The sequence below is a fragment of the Bacillus sp. SIMBA_005 genome (genome assembly GCF_046535585.1).
Classification (GTDB): Bacteria; Bacillota; Bacilli; order Bacillales; family Bacillaceae; genus Bacillus; species Bacillus pumilus.
Window position 1 is genome coordinate 17,499 of the sequence record NZ_JAWRWI010000014.1, and the last position, 24,700, is coordinate 42,198.

Annotated in this window: 25 protein-coding genes and 2 tRNA genes; all 27 read right to left on the minus strand. The window is 42.0% G+C overall.

Annotation, left to right across the window (positions count from 1 at the left end; genetic code table 11):
• Positions 1-19: 19 nt before the first annotated feature.
• A complete protein-coding gene (gene spoIIE, locus SB660_RS18035; protein WP_144463329.1) occupies positions 20-2,503 on the minus strand; it encodes a stage II sporulation protein E in 2,484 nt (827 codons plus the stop codon).
• 204 nt (positions 2,504-2,707) lie between these two features.
• Positions 2,708-2,779 (minus strand) — tRNA-Glu (locus SB660_RS18040).
• A gap of 26 nt (positions 2,780-2,805) precedes the next feature.
• A tRNA-Met gene (locus tag SB660_RS18045) sits at positions 2,806-2,879 on the minus strand.
• A 177-nt stretch (positions 2,880-3,056) separates the two neighbouring features.
• On the minus strand, positions 3,057-3,455 hold the full coding sequence (locus SB660_RS18050) for a S1 domain-containing RNA-binding protein (protein ID WP_003217901.1): 399 nt from the start codon (positions 3,453-3,455) through the stop codon (positions 3,057-3,059).
• An 82-nt stretch (positions 3,456-3,537) separates the two neighbouring features.
• Positions 3,538-3,912 (minus strand): FtsB family cell division protein, encoded by a 375-nt coding sequence (locus tag SB660_RS18055; protein ID WP_003217952.1) that lies wholly within the window; start codon positions 3,910-3,912, stop codon positions 3,538-3,540.
• Between the two features lie 18 nt (positions 3,913-3,930).
• On the minus strand, positions 3,931-4,569 hold the full coding sequence (yabQ, locus tag SB660_RS18060; RefSeq protein WP_061406497.1) for a spore cortex biosynthesis protein YabQ: 639 nt from the start codon (positions 4,567-4,569) through the stop codon (positions 3,931-3,933).
• A complete protein-coding gene (gene yabP / locus SB660_RS18065) occupies positions 4,566-4,874 on the minus strand; it encodes a sporulation protein YabP (protein WP_003217974.1) in 309 nt (102 codons plus the stop codon). The genes yabQ and yabP overlap by 4 nt, the downstream gene beginning before the upstream one ends.
• A gap of 74 nt (positions 4,875-4,948) precedes the next feature.
• On the minus strand, positions 4,949-5,209 hold the full coding sequence (locus tag SB660_RS18070; RefSeq protein WP_003217975.1) for an RNA-binding S4 domain-containing protein: 261 nt from the start codon (positions 5,207-5,209) through the stop codon (positions 4,949-4,951).
• Between the two features lie 2 nt (positions 5,210-5,211).
• Positions 5,212-6,690, minus strand: a complete 1,479-nt coding sequence (gene yabN / locus SB660_RS18075) for a bifunctional methyltransferase/pyrophosphohydrolase YabN (protein WP_180309721.1) — start codon at positions 6,688-6,690, stop codon at positions 5,212-5,214.
• Positions 6,680-8,284 (minus strand): putative polysaccharide biosynthesis protein, encoded by a 1,605-nt coding sequence (locus SB660_RS18080; protein ID WP_410583633.1) that lies wholly within the window; start codon positions 8,282-8,284, stop codon positions 6,680-6,682. The genes yabN and SB660_RS18080 overlap by 11 nt, the downstream gene beginning before the upstream one ends.
• Before the next feature lie 194 nt (positions 8,285-8,478).
• The gene (spoVT, locus tag SB660_RS18085; protein WP_003217990.1) at positions 8,479-9,015 is read right to left on the minus strand and encodes a stage V sporulation protein T; all 537 of its coding nucleotides are present in this window, start codon (positions 9,013-9,015) and stop codon (positions 8,479-8,481) included.
• Positions 9,016-9,154: 139 nt separating this feature from the next.
• Positions 9,155-12,688 carry a transcription-repair coupling factor gene (gene mfd / locus SB660_RS18090; RefSeq protein WP_410583635.1) on the minus strand — a complete coding sequence of 1,178 codons (3,534 nt, stop codon included), beginning with the start codon at positions 12,686-12,688 and terminating at the stop codon, positions 9,155-9,157.
• Positions 12,689-12,755: 67 nt separating this feature from the next.
• On the minus strand, positions 12,756-12,986 hold the full coding sequence (fin, locus tag SB660_RS18095) for an anti-sigma-F factor Fin (protein WP_003217967.1): 231 nt from the start codon (positions 12,984-12,986) through the stop codon (positions 12,756-12,758).
• 55 nt (positions 12,987-13,041) lie between these two features.
• Positions 13,042-13,608, minus strand: coding sequence for an aminoacyl-tRNA hydrolase (gene pth, locus SB660_RS18100; protein WP_410583638.1), 567 nt, complete (start codon positions 13,606-13,608; stop codon positions 13,042-13,044).
• 139 nt (positions 13,609-13,747) lie between these two features.
• A complete protein-coding gene (locus SB660_RS18105; protein ID WP_012008657.1) occupies positions 13,748-14,374 on the minus strand; it encodes a 50S ribosomal protein L25/general stress protein Ctc in 627 nt (208 codons plus the stop codon).
• Between the two features lie 138 nt (positions 14,375-14,512).
• Positions 14,513-15,466, minus strand: a complete 954-nt coding sequence (locus tag SB660_RS18110; RefSeq protein ID WP_003217907.1) for a ribose-phosphate diphosphokinase — start codon at positions 15,464-15,466, stop codon at positions 14,513-14,515.
• Between the two features lie 22 nt (positions 15,467-15,488).
• A complete protein-coding gene (glmU, locus tag SB660_RS18115; RefSeq protein ID WP_058015839.1) occupies positions 15,489-16,859 on the minus strand; it encodes a bifunctional UDP-N-acetylglucosamine diphosphorylase/glucosamine-1-phosphate N-acetyltransferase GlmU in 1,371 nt (456 codons plus the stop codon).
• Between the two features lie 198 nt (positions 16,860-17,057).
• Positions 17,058-17,354, minus strand: a complete 297-nt coding sequence (gene spoVG / locus SB660_RS18120; RefSeq protein WP_008357439.1) for a septation regulator SpoVG — start codon at positions 17,352-17,354, stop codon at positions 17,058-17,060.
• A gap of 224 nt (positions 17,355-17,578) precedes the next feature.
• Entirely contained in the window at positions 17,579-17,956 is a 378-nt protein-coding gene (gene ridA, locus SB660_RS18125; RefSeq protein ID WP_058015838.1) for a 2-iminobutanoate/2-iminopropanoate deaminase, read from the minus strand.
• A gap of 36 nt (positions 17,957-17,992) precedes the next feature.
• Positions 17,993-18,826, minus strand: coding sequence for a pur operon repressor (purR, locus tag SB660_RS18130; RefSeq protein WP_003217919.1), 834 nt, complete (start codon positions 18,824-18,826; stop codon positions 17,993-17,995).
• Positions 18,827-18,881: 55 nt separating this feature from the next.
• Positions 18,882-19,751 (minus strand): 4-(cytidine 5'-diphospho)-2-C-methyl-D-erythritol kinase, encoded by an 870-nt coding sequence (gene ispE / locus SB660_RS18135; RefSeq protein WP_180310832.1) that lies wholly within the window; start codon positions 19,749-19,751, stop codon positions 18,882-18,884.
• Positions 19,752-19,897: 146 nt separating this feature from the next.
• A complete protein-coding gene (locus SB660_RS18140; RefSeq protein ID WP_012008653.1) occupies positions 19,898-20,083 on the minus strand; it encodes a small, acid-soluble spore protein, alpha/beta type in 186 nt (61 codons plus the stop codon).
• 169 nt (positions 20,084-20,252) lie between these two features.
• Entirely contained in the window at positions 20,253-20,510 is a 258-nt protein-coding gene (gene veg, locus SB660_RS18145; RefSeq protein ID WP_003217979.1) for a biofilm formation stimulator Veg, read from the minus strand.
• 213 nt (positions 20,511-20,723) lie between these two features.
• Complete coding sequence (yabG, locus tag SB660_RS18150) at positions 20,724-21,608, minus strand: sporulation peptidase YabG (protein WP_012008652.1); 885 nt, start codon at positions 21,606-21,608, stop codon at positions 20,724-20,726.
• Positions 21,609-21,738: 130 nt separating this feature from the next.
• Complete coding sequence (gene rsmA, locus SB660_RS18155) at positions 21,739-22,617, minus strand: 16S rRNA (adenine(1518)-N(6)/adenine(1519)-N(6))-dimethyltransferase RsmA (protein ID WP_058015835.1); 879 nt, start codon at positions 22,615-22,617, stop codon at positions 21,739-21,741.
• A complete protein-coding gene (gene rnmV / locus SB660_RS18160; protein WP_012008650.1) occupies positions 22,610-23,170 on the minus strand; it encodes a ribonuclease M5 in 561 nt (186 codons plus the stop codon). The genes rsmA and rnmV overlap by 8 nt, the downstream gene beginning before the upstream one ends.
• A gap of 160 nt (positions 23,171-23,330) precedes the next feature.
• A complete protein-coding gene (locus SB660_RS18165; protein ID WP_180309726.1) occupies positions 23,331-24,533 on the minus strand; it encodes a G5 and 3D domain-containing protein in 1,203 nt (400 codons plus the stop codon).
• Between the last annotated feature and the right edge of the window lie 167 nt (positions 24,534-24,700).

A 24,700-nucleotide genomic window follows, 5' to 3' on the forward strand; every position in this document is an offset into this window, starting at 1 on the left:
TTTCATATTATACGATATTTCAAGAAATCTCTTGTTTCTCAAGATAGAATGTACCCGTCGGAATGGATGCCCATTTTGGAGTATTGTGATCAAGCCTGATGACAACAACCGTCATATCGTCGTCAATTTGACCCGATCTTGTTCGAATGACCTCTTCCATTAATAAATCAGCAATCTCTTGCGGATCTTCTGTTTTAAAGCTTTTCATTTTGCGCTTCACCCAGAGATCATGATTTTCAATATGCTTTGGTCCTTCGAAAATGCCATCACTCATCATAATCAGCAGATCTCCTGCCTTCATCTGTTCACTCACAACCTCCACTTCAAATTCATCAATAATTCCAATCGGTAAGTTGCTTGCTTGTACCTTCATCACCTGATCACCCCGTTTAATAAAGCTGGGTGTTGAACCAATCTTGAGGAACTTACAGCTCGCATCCTGTAAATCAATAATGGATAAATCTAATGTTGAATAGATTTCATCTGTCGTTCGTAAAGATAAAATACTATTAATGGTTTTGATCGCTACTTTTTCATTGATACCTGATGCCAATATTTTTTCTAACAGCTTAATCGTTTCATTGCTTTCAAAATGAGCCCTTGCTCCATTGCCCATTCCATCACTAATAGCTGCGGCATATTTGCCCGCACCCAGCTCCATCATACTGTAGCTGTCTCCAGACACTAATCCTCCGCCTTTTGCTGCATGCGCTACGCCTGTAGCCACTCGATATGATTTTGCAGAACCAAATACAACGTGGCAATAGCCTGTTGGGTGCTCTGCACACTGCTCTGCTTTGACTAAAATCTGTTCTTCTAAAATATCTGAGAGCATAGGGGCGATGATTTTTTCACATTCACCATGCCCTTGGCAATATGGGATTCTCATTTCAATATCGACATTCCCCTGCTCTAAGCTATAAATTTCTACTTGCTGAATTTCAATTCCAAAGTGTTGAAGTGCTTCTATCATCTGCTCTTCTTGAATAAAATGCTGTTCTCTTTCCCGTTTTATTTCCCGGGAAAAATCCTCCATCACTTGTGAAACGCCCATCAGTTGTTCAGCTACCAGTCGTCTGCTGTCTTGGACCTTTTTCTTCAGGGTCTGATTGGCTTTATAGTAAGCGATCTCCTCTTCAATCAATTCCTCGACATGTTTTGATTTTGAGCAGTGCTGGCTAAATTTCTTCTTCAATTTCCGGTTTTGCTCGTAGGTTTTTTCATCAGATTCATGCATAACTTGTTTCATCAGTTCATAGGTTGTATCAAAGTTCTGCACCCAGCATTTATTTTTCTTATAGCACGTTTGACAGGATCGTTCTGTGATCGTACTTAAAAAAAGATCTACATCCTCTTCCTGTTTTTTTTCTTCAGGAATGGATTCGTAAAATGTCGCAAAACTCTCAGACAGTGCATGAAATACATTAGAAAATTGGTCTACCTTTTTTGCTGTCACATCTCGTACTTTCCGGGCGTATTGCTGCTGTTCCTGTACATGCTCTACCGTACCAGGAATATATTTCGCTACCTTAGAGGTCACTGATTGTGGCGTGAGCAAGAAGAGCGCAACCGCAATCAATGATTCATATAGCGTGGTTATGAGTCCTGCTGATCCTTCTCCGTACAAGGAAATAAGTAAGGAACCCACAATTAAGCCAATGGCTGCTCCTGCTTTCTTCCCCTCTTTCAGCAATCCCCCTAATAAACCTGAAAAGGCAAGAAGACTCATCTGATAAAGGTTTCCGATATTAGCGAGACCAAGAATTAATCCAGTGACGACACCCACTGTACAACCAATACTCGCTCCTCCAATAAAAGCAAAGCTCAGCACTACATATCGTGACAAAATATGTTCTGCCTGCATTCCTTGAAATGTGATCCCGGCCAGACCTGTTAAAACTGAGGCAATCAAAATCATAAAACAAATAATTTCTTCAACCTTTAAGGAGTGTTTGATTTTTCTGACTGTAAAAATCGGCAGGCTTTGAAGGAAAATCAGTGTCAAAATGAAAGCAAGTCCTGCTTCGACACCCGCCATGACGTAATCGTAGCTTTGCACAGCACCTTGCTCTAGGTAAACAAATGCTCCTCTGGTGATCAGCATTGACAGCACAATGACAACCGGCAATGTTTTCACTGGGTCTTTGATGATGAAAGAAACCACCTTGGACATCAGAAGGAATACGATCAGCGACGCAAACACAAACAATGCATTTTGAGGTGATATCGTCATAGCTCCAGCAAGTAAAGCGAGACAAGCGAGCATGGACTTATCTCTTTTGATAAGCAGCATAGAGCCAAAGAAAGGCAGAGCAAACGGCATAATTTCAGATAATATAAAGGCTCGTCCTAATAAAAAACCAAGAACGACATAAATAAACCCTTTATAGAAAAAAAGAGAATGCGTATGATGAAGAAACAGGTTTTTCATCTTTTTTAACCCTGCACTGATTCTTTCAAACCCCGCTCCTGTTAAATCAGTTCTTCTTTCTAGTTTTTCCATCTTTTCATCCCCCACCTGATATTCGTTGCTTGTCATTATAGCGAAGGTGAAAAAGAAATTTTGTCAAAAGAAGTTGTCGTTTCCATAAAACGTTCGACGCTTTATTTGTCAAAGAGGCATACTTTCATGAAAGTCGATGTCTTTCATCAGAATTTTACGAAGACACAAAAAAACAGCTTTCCTAAGGAAGGCTGTTTTCGAAGATGACCCGTACGGGATTCGAACCCGTGTTACCGCCGTGAAAGGGCGGTGTCTTAACCGCTTGACCAACGGGCCTTGCTTTTATGTTCTAATCAAAAGGATAGCGGCGGAGGGGATCGAACCCCCGACCTCACGGGTATGAACCGTACGCTCTAGCCAGCTGAGCTACACCGCCATAATGAAAATGCGCTAAGAAGCACAAGATCTATAATACAAAGGAATCGCTTGTCCGTCAATAGGAAGTTTTAAATTAAATGACGAAATCTCAAAAAATGTCGTATGGATCAAGAAAAAAAGCACCTGCGGTCAGCAGGTGCTTTGTTGTGAAAGATATATAGAAAGCAGCAACAAGTTAACCTCTTCTTGCTCCGCGTCCCCCACGTTTTGATTCCGTGTTACGTTTTAAAGATGTTAAGCGGTCTTCACTATCTTTTAAGAATTTGTTCATTTTTTGCTCAAACGATTCCTTCGGACGGAAATCATTTCTGCTCGGTCTTGATTGTTGTTGTTGAGGACGATCTTTTGCTTTTTTAATGGACAAGCCGATTTTACCGTCTTTTTCAACGTTAATCACTTTCACTTCAACTTGTTCACCGACTTTTAAATGCTCATTAATATCTTTTACATAGTTATCGGCTACCTCACTGATATGAACGAGACCAGTTGAACCGCCTGGCAACTCCACAAAAGCTCCAAAATTTGTAATGCCCGTAACTTTCCCTTGTAACTTGCTGCCAACTTCAATCGACATAAAAAAAGTGCTCCTCCTTAGACTTATAAAAAAATCTCATTTGTTCAATTATACATAAACTGAATTTTAAGTGTCAACAAGGCTAATCGCTCTTATTGCCCACATCAAAGATTTTTTCGCCTTTTTTGGACATATAATAGTCCCGTCGTGCCAGTTCGAGTACGTATTCCTTGCTTTTCAGCTTTTTAATTTCATCAGAAATATCTTCCTGCTTTGTTTGTAATTGCTTCAATTCTTTTTCGAGTGCAACCTTCTTCTCTTCTTTTTCCTTTAATGAAGACGATTGCGACCAGAGGGCACTTGTCACCAAGACAGCAAACATGAGCACGATCACACCAAACACGGTAAGCCTTCTTAGGAGTCCACGGCGTTTGCGTTTTAAGCGCTGTGCTTGCTGTTCCATTTGTTTTTGATAATCATTTTGAATTTGTGCGATATTTCTTTTTCTCTTGTTCACGGTTGAAGGCCTCCTCTCTTACTTTGTCCAGAATTGTTTCCATTTCGTTTTGATGGTACCAGATAATTTCTTGGTCCCTTGTAAAATTCCTGCTCCTTTAGAGAAAAACAATCTCATTGATGTTCGCCATTTTTCGGGAATCCGATGAATGATGGTCACATTAAGTAACCAGATGAGCGGATAACAAACAATGGACAGCACCTTCCACACGAGCCGAAACGTAAAATGAACAAGACGTAAGAGCAAGTGGAGCAAGAACATAATAGCACTTATAATTAAGGTCATCAGCCAGCGGATTGGCTGGAAGACGATGGACTTGACCAGCCGTTTCAAGATGAGAGCGGCTTGATACACACACATCACCATAAACTTGAGAATATTCATATACAGCTGTTTCATCAATGCCTGATACATCGAGAAACCTAGTGCAACAGCTAGAAAGATATAAACCCTGAATTCTCCCTCATTTGTCAGCAGCAGAACATAAAAGAATAAGAGTCCCTGTACCAGCCAAAAAAGGAGATCGTGTATGATCAAAAGCCATTTTGCTGTCTTTTCCCGATTCACAAACAGCTTGTACGTATCAAGCGATGCGCCCAGCCAGATGCCCATCGCTACCATCGAAAGCATCGTATAAAACTGGACTGTCAGCGTCATTTAAACAGCTTGCTAAAAAATCCTTTAGCTTTCTCCCCGTGCTGCTCATCTACATAAATTAAGTCAAAGACACGTCCTTTAATCGACACAACGCCTTTTTCGACGTCTAGGTTTTTCATTTGCAGATTTTCTCCACGGATAGCGAGAATCCCCATGACCGTCTCAAGCAGAAATTCTTCATTATCAAAGCTCTCCACCTGTTTGACGCCGGTAATATCTAAATGCTTTCTGTTTCGCATTGTGATATTGTGTTCCGCTTCTGATGACAGCTTCGTGCCTTGAGGTTGATTATAATATTGATTCATTTATACATCCCCCATATCTCATACTTGCATTGTTACTGCATTGTATGTGACAGGAGGATCATTTAGAACAAGCCCTATTCCGCTGTTTTTTCTTCTTTTAGCACAGTATACATGCCAGCGGCTTCTTCTTTTTTCGTTGTGTCCTTTAACTCGTTCACTTGAACCGTCACTAGTTTTTGACCAAAACGGATTTTAAGCTCGTCTCCTTCTTTCACGTCAGAGCTGGCTTTCGCCTGTGTGCCGTTAATAGAAATTCTGCCTTGATCAGCGACTTCTTTGGCCAATGTTCTTCTTTTTATTAAACGAGACACTTTTAAAAATTTATCTAATCTCATGTTTACTCACCTCTTTCTATACGTTTGGCATCGTTCCATAGATCGTCCATTTCCTCTAGCGTTAAATCCTCTAATGAACGTCCCATGTCCTTTGCTTTTTGTTCGATATGCTGAAAACGTCGCATGAATTTTGTGTTGGCGGAAGCGAGCGCTGTTTCAGGCTCTAGCTGATAGAACCTTCCAATGTTGACGAGAACAAACAAAAGATCTCCAAATTCATCTTTCATCTGCTTCGTTGCACTTTCGTCCGGCTTCTCTGCCACTTCAACGAGAAATTCCTGCTTTTCTTCTTCGTATTTGTTCCAAATATCTTTCACATCTGTCCAATCAAAGCCTACTTTGGCGGCTTTCTTTTGGAGCTTATATGCCTTTGTTAGTGCTGGAAGCGTCGCCGGGATGGATTGCAACATGGAGGCTGCCCGCTCCGGTTTCTCCTGCTGCTTGATTTTTTCCCAGTTGACGACCACCTCTTCTGCTTCAGAAACATTTGTGTCGCCAAACACATGGGGATGTCTACGTATCATTTTTTCTGTGACATGCTGGATGACATCATCAATTGAGAAAAAGCCGTCATCTTCACCGATTTGAGCATGAAGTAACACCTGCAGCATCACATCTCCGAGCTCTTCCACCATATGGTCTGGATCATCTTCATCTATCGCTTCAAGCAGTTCATAGCATTCTTCAATTAAATAGGGTTTCAGTGACTCATTGGTTTGTTTTTGATCCCATGGACAGCCGCCCGGACCTCTTAATGTACGGATGACGTCACGGAAGGTGTCAAATTGTTGATAAAGCAGCTTTTCATCTTGAACCGGAGGTACATAAACACTTGTTAAGTTATTTATCGACACATCTCGATCAAGTTCAAATAAAGGAACGGCAGTAATCTGTTCCAGGCTGCTTCCAGCCGCAGTCACAATATAGACTTCATAATCGTCTGGAAGCTTTTCCATCAGCGTGAGTTTCACATTCGAAGCAGTGATCTGATCATATACCTGACAAATGAGGACATGCTGGGTCAATTTCAGATCGTCCGCTCTCATATCTCCTGCGTCAACGAATTGGAATCCCTCGATTGGGTCGATCTGCAAGGAGTTAAACGTCGCATCTAAAAAGCTTTGTCCACCTGCAACAGACACCTCAATCCCGCGCTCTTGCTGCTGAGAAACTAATAGCTGGACGGTCTTTTCTGCGACAAATGGGTGACCTGGTACTGCGTACACAATCTCCTTTTCAGCAGCCTCTGTAAATAAAATTTCCGTGATTTCCTGATAGACCGAATCAAACTGATCGTGCTTTTCATAAATCTCATCAAAAAAGGTCAGCGATGGGACCTCCTGCATCAACTCTGCGGTCAGCGGATGGTCCTGCGTTCTCATAAATACTTCTTTCGCCTGCTTCAGCTGCTTGTAAACACCGAGCGTCAGCTGATCCATGTCGCCTGCCCCAAGACCGACGACGGTAATCTTACCTGCCATTTTGATTCCCTCTCATCTGTTTAAAATATAAAATCTTTTCTCCTAATGGAATGAGTCTCCATTCCTCGTCCGTAAATACTTCTAGCTTAAGAATACTATATAAAAAGGCGAAACCACCAATAAAAACTGACGTCAGGCTCTCTAAAACGGAAAAAGGACGTTTTTCAAAGGGAATGACCCAAGAAAACAGCGCCTGATACCCTATTAAGACAATGGCCATGAAAGCGGCTGATAAAAGAATTTTCACTGGGAACAGCTCTCTCAACGAAATCCACCCTTTATGTTTCAAATAAACGGCATTGAGCAGAGCGGCAGCAAGAAAACCGCACACGGTTGACCATGCGGCACCGTAGATGCCAAATAGCGGGACCAGTGCAAGCGTAAGTATCCATTTCACCAGCACACTGAGCAGCACCACAACAGCCGGATACACAGTATGCCCAAGCCCTTGAAGTAAAGCTGCTTGCGTAATCGCAATCGATGTAAATGCGATGGAAATACAGAATATTTGCAGCGCATCGGTTCCTAAATCATTACGAAAAAGCATTGTATTAACTGACGAAAGAATACAAATCAGCCCAACTGCTGAACCAATCCCTAAAACCAACGTGGTTTTAAACGATGTCCGTACTTTTTGCCTGATCACTTCATGCTCTCCATTCCTCATGGCCGCTGATAAAAATGGCACAAGAGAAGTCCCGATGCTAATGGCAAACACTGTCCCTAGCTGTAAAAACGGCTGCCCTCGGTCATACACACCTTTTGCCGCCTTTGCCGCGGCTTCACTCAATCCCTCACTGCGCAGCAACGCATACAGATGAAAAGCATCAATCATTTGCATCCATAAAATGAGCAGTCCGCTGACACAAATCGTCAATGTATACAGCACCAAACTCTTCAAAACATCCTTTTTCCGAAGTGTCGCCTGCTTGACTGCCATACGTGTAGAAGACTGTTTTCGGTAAGTCAGCCAAAGAAAAAGAAGCAGTATTAGCGAGGCCGTACTTCCCGCTATGGAAGAGAAAACTGCACCCGCCCCTGTTTCATAAAGCGAATAGCCATGCTTGACGAAATAGAAGGATAAAACAAGCAGGACGCCTACCCTGATGAGCTGCTCAACCAATTGAGAAACAGCCGTTGGAAGCATCATACCGTCACTCTGAAAAACGCCTCTCAGCATCACGGTAAGCGGCAGAAATAAAAATACAAAAGCACTCATTTGGATAAGCAGGATCAATTGACTGTCCGCCATAAGGCCCGCAATTCTGCCTGCTCCTATGTAAAGACAAAGAAATAAGACTAGGCTCAGTAAGGTGATATAGACCAAGGATACCCGTGTAATGATCTGTCGATTCTCTTCCCCATGGTCACTCAGAAGCTTGGACACCATAACAGGAAACCCTGTGGTGCCGAGCATGATCGCAATACCAAGGAAGGGGTACACTTGCTGATAAATATAAAATCCAGTGTCTCCTACGATGTTCTGGAACGGAACACGATAAACGGCACTTAATATCTTTGATAACAAGCCTGCGATGGTCAAAATCACCGCACCTTGGAAAAGCCAATGCGGCTGATTCACAGCATTTTTCATGGATGACTCCTTTAAAAATAGATCTACAGTTAAACGCACTCATTATATCATACGTGAATGAAAAGCCGTTTCTTTCTAAGGAGTAGACGGCACATTCCTCGTTTTGTTTCATTCCATATAAAAAACGCCGACAAAATCAAAATGATTTCATCGGCATTCTTTTGTTTTATCAAAATGATATACAATTATTAGACCTAGTGTTCCATTTGACGGGCTAAGAAGCCAGCTGCCGTTTCTGCCGCTTTATGCTCCACTTCCCCCATTGAACGCTCTTTAGAAAATAAGACGACGGCGCCAATCGGATCTCCGTTTGCAACAATAGGTGCAATGGTATAAGCAGATACGTCATCATCAATACCATCGACAAGTTGAATTTCTTTTTTGCTTTCTTCTAATACAGAATTACGCTGGTCCATTGTTCGTTCAAGTAAATCACTGATGGATTTATTTAAGTACTCTTTTTTCGAACTGCCGGATACAGCAATATACGTATCTCGATCACAAATCAGAATGGAATGACCCAAACTGTCGAATAATGCATCAGCATATTCCTTCGCAAAGTCTCCTAGCTCACTAATCGGCGAATATTTCTTCAAAATTACTTCTCCATCGCGGTCGACGAAAATCTCAAGTGGATCTCCTTCCCGGATGCGCAATGTTCTGCGAATCTCCTTCGGAATAACCACTCTACCTAGATCATCGATGCGGCGTACAATTCCAGTTGCTTTCATTCACTGCTGCCTCTCTTTCGTTTGATGATGTGTTGGGTGAATGGAACAAAAGCGTCCACTTTATGCAACATTCACCACTTGACCCTGAGATTAGTATCCGTCACATCAAACGTAATATACACGAGAGACAAACAAATTTTTATGAAGATGGAATGGTTTCCTTTTTCACATCTTGAAGACCTCGAAGCATATTCAGAACGATGTCAAGCCATTCCTCCGTCTTCTTGCCTTTCGTCTGGACAGAAATAATCAGCTTGCTGCCTTCCATTCCCAGGCCAATATCACGGCCATATTTACTGCCAAGTGCAAATAATTTTTGACCGTCGATGTCACTGCTTGCTTGCTCTTCAAGGGTGAGTCTGACAATGCCTTTCTCCATCTTGATCAATTCGACACGTTCCTGCACTGCGTATACTTTCATCGTCGCAATTGTGAACAAATCCGCCACTTCTTGCGGATATTCACCGAATCGGTCGATCATTTCATCTTGAAGCTCTTTTCGCTCTTCAATTGATCCAATCGCTCTGAACTGTTTATACATCTCGATCTTTTGCTTTCCATCCGAAATGTAAGTGTCAGGGATATAAGCATCGATTTGTAGATCGATTTCCGGTTCGAATTTATCTTGAGCCGTTGTATCGCCTCTTCTTTCTTCAATGGCTTCTTTCAGCATTTGGGAATAGAGGTCGAATCCAACAGAATCAATGAACCCATGCTGCTGTGCACCAAGTAAATTTCCTGCTCCTCGAATCGTTAAATCACGCATCGCAATTTTAAATCCTGAACCGAGCTCAGTGAATTCTTTAATAGCTTGAAGTCTCTTCTCTGCTACTTCAGACAGAACTTTATCTTTTCGATACGTGAAATAAGCATATGCGACACGATTCGAGCGTCCTACTCGTCCTCTTAGCTGGTACAGCTGAGAAAGCCCCATTTTATCCGCATCGTGAACGATGAGCGTGTTCACATTCGGAATATCGACTCCCGTTTCGATGATGGTGGTACTGACCAATACATCTGATTCACCTTCAAGGAAATTGATCATCACTGATTCCAGCTCGTTCTCACTCATTTTCCCATGTGCATAGCTGACTTTCGCATCTGGAACTAGCATAGAGATTTCATCTGCTTTGCGTTCTATATCTTCGACACGGTTGTACAGGAAGTACACTTGACCACCGCGTGCTAGTTCTCGCTCTATCGCTTCTCTGACTAAAGCGCCATTGTACTCGACCACATAGGTTTGAACAGGGAAACGGTTTTCAGGCGGTGTTTCAATAACCGATAAATCCCGTACGCCAAGCATAGACATATGCAGCGTACGCGGAATTGGCGTAGCCGTTAATGTCAGAACATCGATATTGGCTTTCATCTGTTTAATTTTCTCTTTATGCGTCACACCAAAACGCTGCTCTTCATCAATAATCAACAGACCTAAGTCCTTATAGACAATATCTTTCGAAAGCAAACGGTGTGTGCCGATCACCATATCTATCGTTCCATTTTTCAAGCCTTTTAACGTTTCGGTTGTTTCTTTTCTTGTACGGAAACGGCTCAGCTGAGCAATTTTGACAGGATAGTCTTGGAATCGGTCCATAATCGTGTCAAAATGCTGCTGCGCTAAGATGGTTGTCGGCACAAGCAGAGCAACTTGCTTCCCGTCAGCAATTGCTTTGAAGGCGGCTCGAATCGCCACTTCTGTTTTTCCATATCCCACATCTCCACAAAGCAGGCGATCCATAGGACGCTTCCGCTCCATGTCTTGTTTGATTTCATGAATCGAACGGATTTGATCATCTGTTTCTTGGTAAGGGAACGCTGATTCAAACTGGCGCTGCATCTCATGATCAGGCGAGAAGGCATACCCTTTACTTGCCTCACGTTCTGCGTACAGCTTAATGAGATCATCTGCGATGTCCTGTACAGATGACTCCACTTTTTTCTTCACACGTTTCCAATCGCTGCCGCCTAGTTTGTACAGCTTTGGTTCTTTACCTTCTGATCCAACATACTTCTGCACCTGATCAATTTGTTCAACCGGTACATAAAGCTTGTCGCTTCCTTGATAATGAATATTTAAATAATCTTTATGAATGCCGCCGATTTCAAGCGTTTCAATTCCTAAATACTTACCGATCCCGTGGTTAATGTGCACCACATAATCGCCGACTTGAAGCTCGGAATAGCTCTTAATTCGCTCTGCATTGGTCAGCTTTTGCTTACGTGCCTGCTTCTTCACACGCTTTTTGAAGAGCTCGCCTTCTGTGATCACGGCAATTTTCGATAACGGCAGTTCAAAGCCTGTTTGCAGCTCACCTTGTAAAATATACACCTGTCCGCTTACAAGCTCTGCGTCCGGCTTGGCAAGAGCAGCTTCAATGTCATAATCATGTAAGACAGAAGACAATTTGTCTGTACGCTCTTCATCCGCACCTAAGAAGACAACCGTGTATTGTTGTTTTTTGTAGCGTTCAATTTCACTTGCGAGCACATTCATCTGCCCGTGGAAATTCTGCATTTGCTTACTCGATACATTGACGATATTTTGCGGATTTGTCTGCTGGACATGTCTCAGGAACAAGGAGTAGTACAGAATCGACCGCGATTGCTGATTGATTAGTTGTTGGAACGGAAAAGAAAGAGATAAATCATGAAGGATGTTGCCTTCTTCAAGCAGACTAATTGTCCAATCAGCTTCTTCCTGCTCAAGCTGTTCTTCCATCTCCTGAATTCTGCTAATTTCATCTAAAATGATAATCGTATCCTGTGAAGTGTAATCTAGCAAACTAGCAGGTTTTTCATAGAAATAGGACAGGTACTTCGTCATTTCCTGTGTCACGATTCCTTCTAGCAGCTTCTCTCGATCAGCAGAAATATGTTGATGCAGCAATTCTTTTTGCTGGTCTGAGTTGAATTTCTTTAAGCTCTTCGCAAGTCCTTGATCAAGCTGTTCAATGGCTCTCACTCGTTCAGGCCCTCTCACAATCAGCTCTTTTGCGGGACCGATTTTAATCTCTTGAAGTGTTTCTAATGAACGCTGTGTATCCGAGTGGAACGTTCGAATTGAGTCTACTTCAGTATCAAACAGCTCAATACGAATTGGATGATCTTCCGTTAACGAATAAATATCAATGATTCCTCCGCGCACACTAAAATCTCCGGGCGCAGCAACCATCGACGTCCGGTCATAACCGATTTGTACAAGTTGTTTTGAAAACGCCTCCAAATCAATTTCTTCACCAAGCTTTAAATGGATCTGACTCTCCTTCCAGAGCTCAACTGGCGGAAGCATTCTACGCACCGCAGCAGCCGGGGTGACGATAATGGGGGTTTCTCCATTCGCCAGCCGGTTCAGAACATCTAGACGCTGAGCTCTAAGCTCAGGGCTGGCAACGGCAATTTCTGAAGCAATGAGTTCATTCACAGGATAAAGAAGGACCGAGCGATCTGACATCACACTGGCAAGATCATCTGTAACCTTCTGCGCTTGATACAAGTTGTGAGTCACAATAAACATCGGCCGCTTAAGTTCGTCTGATATAGCGGCTGTAAATAAAGATCTGACGGAGCCTGATAGTCCGGCGAGCAGTTGTTCTTTTAACCCTTCCTTTAGCCCATTAAAAATGGACTGAAAATCATCACTTTGTTTGATAAATGATTGTATATTTTTCATTTGGCTCCTCCTCCCTGCTTGTTTAAAACAGAAAAACGCTTTGGTCTATTATCTACACCAAAGCTTTTTATTGAATAAAGGTATGATACTGATGGTAATCAGGATTTCTTTCGAGCGCCTCTTGGCAATCCTCACAAATGGTTTGTACATGCAAATCACCATTTTCCCTATAAGAAATCATATCGTTTCTTTCCTCATTTGTTAAGTGATGAAATCCAAGTGCTTCACTTTGAACAGCGGATTCATCTAAACTGCCAACCTTTACACCACAGTGCCGGCAGTAATAATGCAAAGCCATACGTGATCCTCCCCTGCTGAGATTTTATGATCAGTATGTGCTTTGCTTATCATTCTTATACCTTCTTGTTAAAATCATTCATCACTTCTAAAAATGGCTTAGTTAAAGCCGCCTCACAAGCTTCGACAGACGCCTGAACGGCTGATGCAATATCAGGCTGCTCCTCTTCAGAAAAGCGTCCTAGCACGTAATCGACGACCTTCATGCCATTTTGAGGACGTCCAATGCCGATACGGAATCGGTCAAACTCAGGTGACCCTAAATGCTGAATCAACGATTTGATTCCATTATGCCCGCCTGCACTCCCTTTTGTACGAAGGCGGATTCGGCCAGTTGGCAAATCAAGATCATCATAGATGACTTTCAACTGTTCAAGGGGAATATCATAGTAATCCATTAGCGGACGCACGCATTCTCCTGATAAGTTCATATATGTAAGCGGCTTTACAAGTAGAACCTTTTGCCCTGAAACAAATCCCGTTCCAAATTGTCCATGGAACTTTGATTGATTTAAAGGGATGTCCCATTTTTTTGATAATTCATCTATTGTCATAAACCCGACATTATGTCTTGTTTTTTCATATTCTTTTCCAGGATTACCCAATCCAACAAATGCAATCATGAAACCATAAACCTCCTTTGTCACAAAGCACACGCCTAAAAAATGAGCCAATAGGATTGCCTCATGTAAAACGTATGAATTCTTTTCATTCTAGCACAAAAGACGCAACCGCGGGAGGGTTACGTCTCTAAATGACCAGTTATTCTCCATCGTTATCCTTTTCTTTAATGGCCTCAGGTTCTTTTGGTTCCTCTTCGCTATCTGGTTCAGGAACCTCTGATTGCTGAGGCGGTAAAATGGATGCCACGACTTCTTCTGGATCGTTATTCACTTGATATGATGACTGAACAGGCAAATCAGCGACTGTTAGGACATCATTCACTTCTAAGTTTGTAATATCTGCTTCTATATGCTGAGGGATATCTTTTGGCTTCGCTGTAATAGATAGTTCAAATAGTGGCTGCTGAAGCACACCGCCATCTTTAACTCCTTTAGATTCGCCAATCAGCTGAACAGGTACATCCGCTTCAATTTCACGCTGCAAATCGACCACTTGGAAGTCTGCATGGACAAGCTCATTTTTCAGCGGGTCTGTTTGTAATTCTGTGACCATCACGGATTTTGTTTCACCGTTTACGTCTAATGTGATGATTGTATTCTTCCCTTCATCACGTAAGGTCTTTAATAAATCGATACTGTCTAGTGAAACAGCCAGGTTGTCTGTATTTTTTCCGTATATGACACCAGGAACGTGTCCTGAATGACGGATTTTTTGCAGTGTGGAACGTTTGAAGTCAGTTCTTTTATTTGCTTTTAAAGTTGCCATATTCAGCACCATCCTATTTCTTTTTTGTCACTACTCTCATAATTACCCATAACCAAATCATTTTAAACCTATTTGCCGAGAATGATGAAAGCAAAAAGACCCCAAGCTTGATGCCTAGGGCCTTTTTCAATCAGAAAATTAGCTGAAAAGGTAGCTCACAGATTCTTCTTCATGTACACGGATGATGGCTTCTGCAAGCAAAGGCCCAACTGAAAGCGGAATGAATTTTCCAACTTTCTTGTCATCAGTTAAGTGAATACTGTTTGTCACAACTAATTCTTTAATTTTAGAGTTTGTGATACGTTCTACTGCTGGTCCAGACAATACTGGGTGAGTACAGCAAGCATAGACTTCAGCCGCTCCATTTTCCACAAGTGCATTTGCAGCAAGTGTAATGGTACCAGCTGTATCAATGATATCATCGATGAGAATCGCCGTTTTGCCTTCAATGTTACCAATGATGTTCATCACTTCAGCAACGTTTGGCTTTGGACGACGTTTGTCGATAATTGCGATTGGTGCTTTCAGGCGATCTGCCATTTTACGCGCACGTGTTACACCACCGTGATCAGGAGATACAACGACGATATCATTCAAGTTTTTCTGTTCGAAATAGTTTGTTAAGATTGGCACAGCCATTAAATTATCGATTGGAATATCAAAGAAACCTTGGATTTGCGGCGCATGAAGATCAAGTGCAATGACACGTGTAGCACCTGCTGTTTCAAGTAAGTTCGCAAAAAGCTTCGCAGTGATTGGCTCACGAGGTTTTGCCTTACGATCTTGACGTGCATATCCGTAATAAGGGATCACAATATTAACCGTTTTCGCAGAAGCGCGTTTTAGTGCGTCTACCATAATGAGCAGCTCCATAATGTGTTCATTGACTGGCGCACTAGTGGATTGAATGACATAACAATCACAGCCGCGGATACTTTCTTCAATATTGATTTGGACTTCACCGTCACTAAAGCGTTTAACAGAGCTCTTTCCTACATCAACTCCGATACGATCGGCAATTTCTTTCGCAAGTTCAGGGTTTGAATTCAAAGAGAATATCTTTAAATTCGCATCAGCATAACGATTAGACATGGTAAACCTCCGGGTATTTGGATTATTTTTTATGAATATTTTTCACATAATCTTCTTTATTGACTTGTCTTGCTCTAGCAATAGACAATGCATCCTGCGGTACATCTTCTGTAACCGTTGAACCAGCTGCAACATATGCCCCTTTTCCGACAGTGACTGGTGCCACGAGATTAGAATTACAGCCAATAAATGCGCCATCTTCAATCTTCGTTAAGAATTTGTTCTTCCCATCATAGTTGACTGTAATTGATCCACAGCCAAGGTTTACATCAGTTCCGACCTCTGCATCTCCAATATAGCTGAGATGAGATGCTTTGCTGCGGTCACCGAAAACCGTTTTCTTGATTTCGACAAAATTCCCGATTTTCACTTCATCGCCAATTTTCGACAACGGGCGAATATGAGCAAACGGCCCAATTGTCACATCGACTCCAACCTCACTATCGCAGACGACAGATTGCTTAATCACTGTGCGGTCTCCGACGATGCTGTCAACAATTTCAGTGTTTGGCCCAATAATGGCGTCTGCACCAATTTTCACATTCCCTTTGATGACCGTCCCAGGATAAATCGTTGTATCTTCACCGATCACTGCATCAGGTGAAATATACGTGTTCTCAGGATCAATCAAGGTCACACCATTCTTCATATGCTGATGATTAATACGTCGCTTCATGAATTGCTCTGCTTGTGATAGAGCGATACGATCATTGACTCCAAGTGTTTCTTCAAAATGCGGTGTTTGATATGCCGCTACCGTTTGCCCTTCATTCTTTAAGATTTCAATGACGTCTGGCAAATAGTACTCACCCTGTGCATTTTCATTCGATACTTGCTCAATCACACGGAAGAGATCTTCATTTGAAAAGCAATAGGTCCCTGTATTAATTTCATTCACTTGACGTTCCGCATCATTCGCATCTTTATGCTCCACAATTTTCACAACAGCACCGGTTTCGTCACGAATAATACGACCATAACCTGCCGGGTCTTCCGCACGTGCTGTTAAAATAGTGACTTTCGCTTGATGTTTTTGATGCTCGCTCAACATAGCTTCCATTGTTTCCGCTGTCAATAATGGCGTATCACCACAAATGACAATGGTTGTTCCCTTTTCCTGCGCAAGGAACGACTTTGCTTGTTTGACGGCATGTGCTGTTCCCAGCTGTTCTTCTTGAAGTGCATATTCACTTCTGTCTCCAAGCTGCTCTTTGACGTTCTCTGCTCCATGACCGACAATCGTCACTAGCTTGGTTAAAGAAAGCTTTAACGCTTCATCTGCCACATGCTCGACCATTGGCTTTCCGCAAACTGGATGAAGTACTTTGTATAGCTTTGACTTCATTCTCGTTCCTTTTCCCGCTGCTAAAATCACTGCGAACCGCTTATCCATTGATTGGCCTCCAATATCCCTATTATCCATAGAAAAATATATCCTAAATAAGGATTGATTTCAAGGATACAAGAGGAAGTGCAATAATTTTCTAATGGATGAGAGACATAAGAAACAAGAGAAAAAACGCAAAAAAGACAGCATTTAAAAGAAAACATCCATTTTCTCTTAAAGCTGCCTTTTTAGGTTCACGTATTATTAAGAAGCTCCAGCTTCTTCATATTCAATTGTCTCTTCCTCTTCGCCTAAGCGATGATACTCATTTAAAACAGCATCTTGGATTTTACCCCGAGTGCTTGAATTAATTGGATGTGCAATGTCGCGAAACTCTCCATCAGGCGTGCGTTTGCTAGGCATTGCAACAAACAAGCCATTGTTTCCATCAATCACACGAATATCATGAACAACAAATTCGTGGTCCAGCGTGATGGATGCAATCGCCCTCATGCGACCATCGGTATTCACGCGGCGTAATCTTACGTCAGTAACTTCCACAGTAGTTCACCACCTTTTCCCAATATAAAAGCATTACTTAGGTATTCAACGATTGTGGTGATTCTCCTGCTCTTTTTTTAAACTTTTTTGAAATATCGGGATATTTATACATTTTTTGTCATCTTCGTGACGACGCTTACATTCTCTTCGTGAAAAAAAGACATCATGATGATGTCTTTTCCTGCATAAGATGAAACCAAACGGCTTTCGTTAAGATTGCCTGTTTACTTTACTAATGCAATCACTTCAATTTCTACGAGTGCATCCTTAGGAAGTCTTGCTACTTCCACACACGAACGAGCTGGCTTATGTGTATGGAAATACTCACCGTACACTTCATTTACTTCTGCGAATTGTTCCATATCTTTGATAAAAACTGTTGCTTTCACGACTGTCTCAAAGGAAGCACCTGCTGCTTCAAGTACGGCCTTAAGATTACGGAACACTTGATGAGTTTGTTCTTTCATATCTCCATTTACAAAGTCTCCAGCTGCCGTTAATGGAATCTGTCCGGAGCTGTAAAACATGTTATTGACAATAATCCCTTGAGAGTAAGGTCCAATGGCTGCTGGTGCGTGTTTGGTTTGAACAACTTTTGTCATATCAATCTCTCCCATTCAACTACATGTTTTCAATTCTTAAGCTTTCGAATGAAAAAACTCGTGGAAATTGCCTTCATTGATCTCAATGATCTTCTGCTTCATATCAATGGTTGAAAGCTTTAAAAGCGATACATATTCATCAACGAGACGTTCATCTACGCCTTCATCTTCTAAAAGAACACCGATCCCTGCAACATTTGCATTAAATTCCTCAAGCAAATTCACCATGCCGTTAATGGTTCCGCCAGCTTTCATAAAGTCATCAATGATCAAGACATTGGATCCTTTATCTAAGCTCCGCTTTGCAAGTGACATGGTTTGAATTCGATTAGACGAACCTGACGCGTAGTTAATACTTACAGTTGATCCTTCAGTTACTTTATTATCTTTTCTAACGATCACAACCGGCACATTTAAATAACCCGCAACCGAATAGGCAATAGGAATACCTTTTGTTGCAACAGTCATGACGACATCAATCGCACGATCTGCAAAGATGGTCGCAAATAGCTTACCGATTTTCGCAAGGATTGATGGATTACCCAAAACATCGGTTAAATATAAATAACCGCCAGGAAGTACACGTTCAGGAGTCGATAGAGCTTCTCCGATATCGTTTACCACGTCGTCTGCTTCTTTTAGGTGAATCTTTGGAATATATTTCACTCCGCCAGCAGCACCAGGTACAGTAAGCAACGTGCCTATTCCCTGCTGTTCGAAGGTCTGTTTGATAATCGTTAAGTCTTCACTAATGGAGGACTTCGCAGATTGATATCTTTCTGCAAAAAAAGTTAACGGTACTAGTACGTGCGGGTGGGCTAACAAATAATTTGTTAAGTCCACCAATCTGCCGCTTCGACGAAACTTCATGAACTTACCCCCAGAACCCGAATAATTTATGATAAATATAACTTAATATACGGATTTAATCAAGGGCATTTTGTTCGCCGATCATGCGGACAGCGTATACTTGATCACAAAATCCTCTCAGTCCGTTATATATTCTTTGTACCTTCGATTCATATTGAATCAAGCCAAATACTGTAGGGCCGCTTCCACTCATTAAAACAGCGTCAGCACCGAAACGCTTCATCTGCCTTTTGATCATATCTACTTCTGGATACATCTTTAATGTCACAGATTCTAGAACGTTTCCGAGTGAGCCGCACATCTCTTTATAATCTTTCGCTTCAATCGCTTCAATCATACGCTTTACATTCGGGTGGTCTACTTTGCTTGCGTCATATTGTCTATAGACTTCAGCTGTAGATACCCCAATCACCGGCTTCGCTAAAATTACCCAGCAATGCGGGGGTGTCGCAATATGCTTCAGCTTTTCTCCACGTCCTGTCGCTAGTGCTGTGCCTCCGTGTACACAAAAAGACACATCTGAGCCGATCTCCGCTCCAAGCTCAGCTAGTTCATCTAACGTGAGGTTCAACTTCCACAAGCGATTTAAGCCGCGAAGTGCTGCCGCTGCATCACTGCTGCCTCCAGCTAACCCTGCTGCGACTGGAATTGTTTTTGTGATGACAATGGATACACCTTTTTGAATACCGAACCTTGTTTTAAGTAATTTAGCCGCCTGATAAGCCAAATTACGCTGATCGTCTGGCACGAATCGATTATGAGATGATACACGGATTTCATCCTTGTCCAGCTCCGTCAACTCTAGTCGATCTGCAAGGTCTATTGTTGTCATCACCATCTCCACTTCGTGATATCCATCCGGTCTCTTTCCATGAACATCAAGTGAGAGATTAATTTTTGCCGGTGCTTTTTCTAAAATACGCAAACATTTCACCTACTTCTCCATCTAAACATAAGTATCAATATTGTATCACATTTGATGGATCTGATGAATATAGGCTTTTACGCCGAGCACACTGACTTTTTCATCAAAAAAAGCCAGAGACACCCGAGGTATCCCTGACCGTTTTTCTATCGTTGATTCTCATCCTGAGCCATGTGCTGTTGAGCTAATTCAATGGCACGTTTGACCATATTACCTGCGTCACGCGCACGAATCTCTCCCCAGCCTCCATTTTTGACGGTATCATAAAATCCAAGATCCTTCGCCAGCTCGTATTTGAACTCATCTGACATAATGCCTCGGCGTCTACCCAAACGAAACAGCCCCTTTAGTCGAGAATTCGAATCACTGCCACTGCTTGTGTGGCTTTCTTATTTTGTATCGAATCCTTTCTTTTACCCCTTTCAAAAAATGGACAGACTCCCATTCACATTCAGAAAAAAAGGCAAAACAAAAAGCAGTAAACAAAAAGTTTACTGCCCATTAATAGGCGACTGAGCTAGCGGTATCATCGAACGTTAATTCGACCGTCTCAGTCAGTATATCTGCATAACTATAAGAAACTCTTTCAAACGAATTCTCATCTTGATCTAATTGAATCACAAATACAGAAGGGTACGTTTCAGCTAAAATGCCCGAACGCTCAATTGTTTTACGGCGGCCCCCGTTAGCCTTTAACGTCAAACGTTTACCTAAGTTACCATCAAGCGATCTTTTGATGTCGGACAAAGTCTTCGCCATTGCATCCACCTCACTGAGATAATTATACAACAACGGCCCGTTTTTGTCAAATAAAAATTAAATTATATCAACGAACACGAGCCATTGTCAACAAAATAATTTTGACAAACTTCTACCTTTTCTTCTCCCTATTTTTCTCAATTTCCGGTGAATTATGTATCCTTTTGCAATTTCTTTTTGAACATAAAAAAAACCAGACTGAAATCAGTCGGGTTATGTCGATTCATGATCTCTTTTATATGGCATACCTACCCTTAGAACGCCCTTCGTCTCGATGCCTCCCAGCCCTTTTTCTCTTGTTAAAGTATTTCGGAGCACATCCCACACGTTGATTCTATCTACAAATGGAGTGAAGCTGATCTTCGCAACGATATAGACGGGATCGAGCGCATGGATATTCACACGGGAAGGAGAGCTCGCAAAATTGGCACCTGCTTGGATCAATGATTCGAAATGAGATTGACAGGCACCAGCAAAGATCACAAGCTGATCTAAATGAGGGATCTTCCGTCTGGCTTTTTGAACCGTTTCAACAAAATGACGAGAATGACGATAGGCACCGATATCATGTACGCCGCCCTTTTGCTTGGAATACGCATCATGTCCTGTGATAACCAATATATCTGGTCGATATTGATCAATTAACGAGTCAATCATGCTTGGCATTTTCTTCTCATGGCAATGCACACCGTATACAGGTACACCAATTCGTTCATATACATCCAAGCATTTCTTTAAGTATGAAGCATCTCCATCTAAATGAAGGACCTTTCCAGGCATGTGAAAATACTGCTCCTGATGCTGATATTGTCCAGAAGTATAATACTCCTGTTTTTCCCGCAGCAGCTGATAATCCTGTCTTAGTAAGTCGAGCGATTCATTGATTTTTCTTTCGTCATTTTTCTCTCTAGTCAGCTGTTCCTCTTTTTGAACCTTGACGAGATCTGACAACTTGGCGTCAGCAATCAGCCTCACTTCATTCCCATGCAATATGGCGGTGGCTTCGTGCTGATCGGTCTCATCAATTCGAATGATTCGAAACAAAATATCCATTTGATAGGATGCCCTTGTCACCATATCTCCTATTTGAAATTGCATGCTTTTCACTCCACAATCAGGCTCATATCCTGTTGGTATCGTCTTGCGCTAAATATGTTCGTCTTTCATATGTGCTGTTCTTTCTAGCCTATGCCCGAACAAGCGAAGTGGTGAAAAACAAAAAAAGCCCTTAAGACAGGGCTTCTTGTAAAACATTCGACAAACGGGCAAATTCCTCAATGGATAATGACTCGCCGCGGCGCTTTCCATCAATGTCTGCTGTTTGAAGTGCTTCTTCAATAATTGCTTTATGTTGCTTTCCATCAGGTAAGTTGTTCATGAGATTATTCATCAATGTTTTTCGGCGCTGACCAAAGCTCGCACGAATCAACTGAAAGAAAAACTCATCATTTTCTACTGAGACGGCAGGCGTTTCACGAACGGTCAGCTTGATCACAGCCGAATCAACATTTGGCTGTGGAACGAAAACCGTTTTAGGCACAACCATCACTGTTTTCGCTTCCGTATAGTATTGAACTGCAATAGAAAGCGAATTGTATTCCTTTGATGAAGGGACAGCGGCCATACGATCTGCAACTTCTTTTTGAAGCATGACCACAATCCCTTTCAATGGAAGGTTTTCTTCAAGCAGTTTCATAATAATCGGTGTCGTCACGTAATATGGTAGGTTGGCGACAACCATCACTTCTTTACAGTCAGCAAAATTTTCCTCGATGACCTTTCCCACATCTGCCTTTAATACGTCTTGATGAATGATCGTAACATTATCATATGGAGAAAGTGTATCATTTAAAATGGGCAATAAACGCTGATCGATTTCAAAAGCGGTGACTTTCTTTGCACGCTTAGCGAGCTGCTCGGTCAATGCACCGATACCAGGCCCGATCTCAATCACGCCGGTCTCATCCGTCACCTCTGCATGATCGACAATACGATCGAGTATATTTGTATCAATTAAAAAGTTCTGCCCCAAGCTCTTTTTAAAGGAGAAACCGTATTTCTTCAGTATTTCCTTCGTTCTGATGGGTGTCGCTATATCTTTATTCATCGGCTTCCTCCTGCATGACGGTCTTTAAGGCCGCAATAAAATCATGTTTGGTTATTTGGAACATGTGAAGGCGCTTATGCAGCTGCTTCGCATTGGTATATCCTATATTTAAAAGCACACCTAGTCGTTCACGGCGGCGTTTCGATGATTCGCCTCCGATAAGGCCTGCGTCAAATAAATCATCTAATGTAATGTCACTTTCTGTTACTTCCATTTCCTCATGGACATGGGCAAGGCATTCTCGAATACTGTCCAAGGAAGCATGCTCGACACCAATTCCTTTATCTCGCTTCGCCTTCGCAAGATGTTTTGGCAAAAATGCGTGCTTACAGCCAGGAACCGCTTCTGCGATGGTTTTACGGATCTTCTCCCCAGGGAAATCAGGATCAGTTAAAATAATGACCCCTCTCGTCTCCTGAGCAAGACGTACTTGTTGAATAACTGTATCGCCAATGGCTGATCCGTTTGTTTCGATCGTATCTGCATCAACTGCCATCTTCACTCTCGCAGTGTCGTCACGACCTTCCACCACAATGATTTCTTTGATTTTCATGTATTCCTCCGCTTGCAAAAACAAAAAACATTTTTTGGTTAAAAAACGAAACCTTTCATGTTGTTTTTGCGTCTAATTAATTAGAAAACAGTGCTTCTATTATAACCAAAAAAACAGAGGGTGCGCAAAGCCCTCTGTTCATATAAATGATTTGATGTGTTTATTTGAGTACTCTAATTTTCACTCGTTTATTTCCCCATTGATAAGCTGCCGACTTATTTGGGACGAACACATCAATTTTGTTCCCTTTTATAGCAGATCCAGTGTCTGATGCAACGGCATATCCATAGCCTTCCACATACACTTTAGAGCCTAGCGGAATGACACTCGGATCAACTGCTATGACCTTTGCACCTGGATTTGATTTTAAATTATAGCCTGTTGACGTTCTGCCCGTACATCCAGCACAGCTCGCTGTATAGGCTGTCGACGCCACATAAAATTCTTTTCCTGACGATTCATTGCTTCTTGAAACGGCAGGTGTCGCTTTAGGCTCTTTTTGGGACTCTTGTGTACCAATGGCCACTAAACGATCCTTGCTATCTTTTTCAGTCACTTCTTTAATTAATTCTTTAGACACCACTTTGCCGTTTTCTTTCACAATGGCATAGTGCTTCTTCAATTTACCTTCTTCACCTTTTTTAAGCACCTTCTCTTTTCCTTTTTCAAGAGAACGATCCTTTTTATGTTTGGTATCAAAAGCAATTCTCTCTTCCACTACATCGGTGACTTTTTCCACCCGAGTGATCTGAATATCTGCGCTTTTTTTAGTTATATGACTATGTAACGCAGGTTTGATCTTATCGTGCTTCTTGAGCTTCAGCTCTTGCTGCTTTAAAAAGTCAGCGACCGTAGTCGAAGTGGTCCACACTTTTTTCTCTTTTCCTCCATCATTTACGCTGACCTCGAAGGCCTGCTGAACCACAAGATCCATATCTTTTTTAATCTTGTCATTCTTTCCTGGAGTTACTTGATCGTGCTTCCCAATATCTATCTTCTCATTCTTCAATAATGCTCCAACCGTCTGATCTGTTGTCCATATCGTTTTCTCTTTCCCATCTAGGGTCAGATGAACCGGTATAGCCGCATCATACACAATGTTCATGTTGTCTTCAATCTTTGTATTTAGACTTGGAGAGATATGATCCTCCGCCTTGGTCTTTATTCCAAGGTCTGAAAGCAGCTGTGCTACTGTCTCTTCATGTGTACGAATTGTCTTCTCTTTACCATTGATTGAAATGGTAATAGACTGCTTAGTGAGCTCATGCGCACCGTAAGCCGTCCCAGTTCCAGCTAAAAGCAAGCAAACAACTAGTAATAAAACCTTGCCTTTTCCTAGCTTTACAGAAAACAGATTTTTCATTTTTTGTACGATGAAAAACGCCTCCTTCTCCTCGGAGAGATTATATAGAGTATCTCAAAACCTGTCAACCCTTCCACCCACTGTACAAAAATGCTCGATTGCACCCCTATTATGGGAGTTTAATGGAAGGAAGGGAAGAAAGACTTATCGACAACTTATCCTATGAA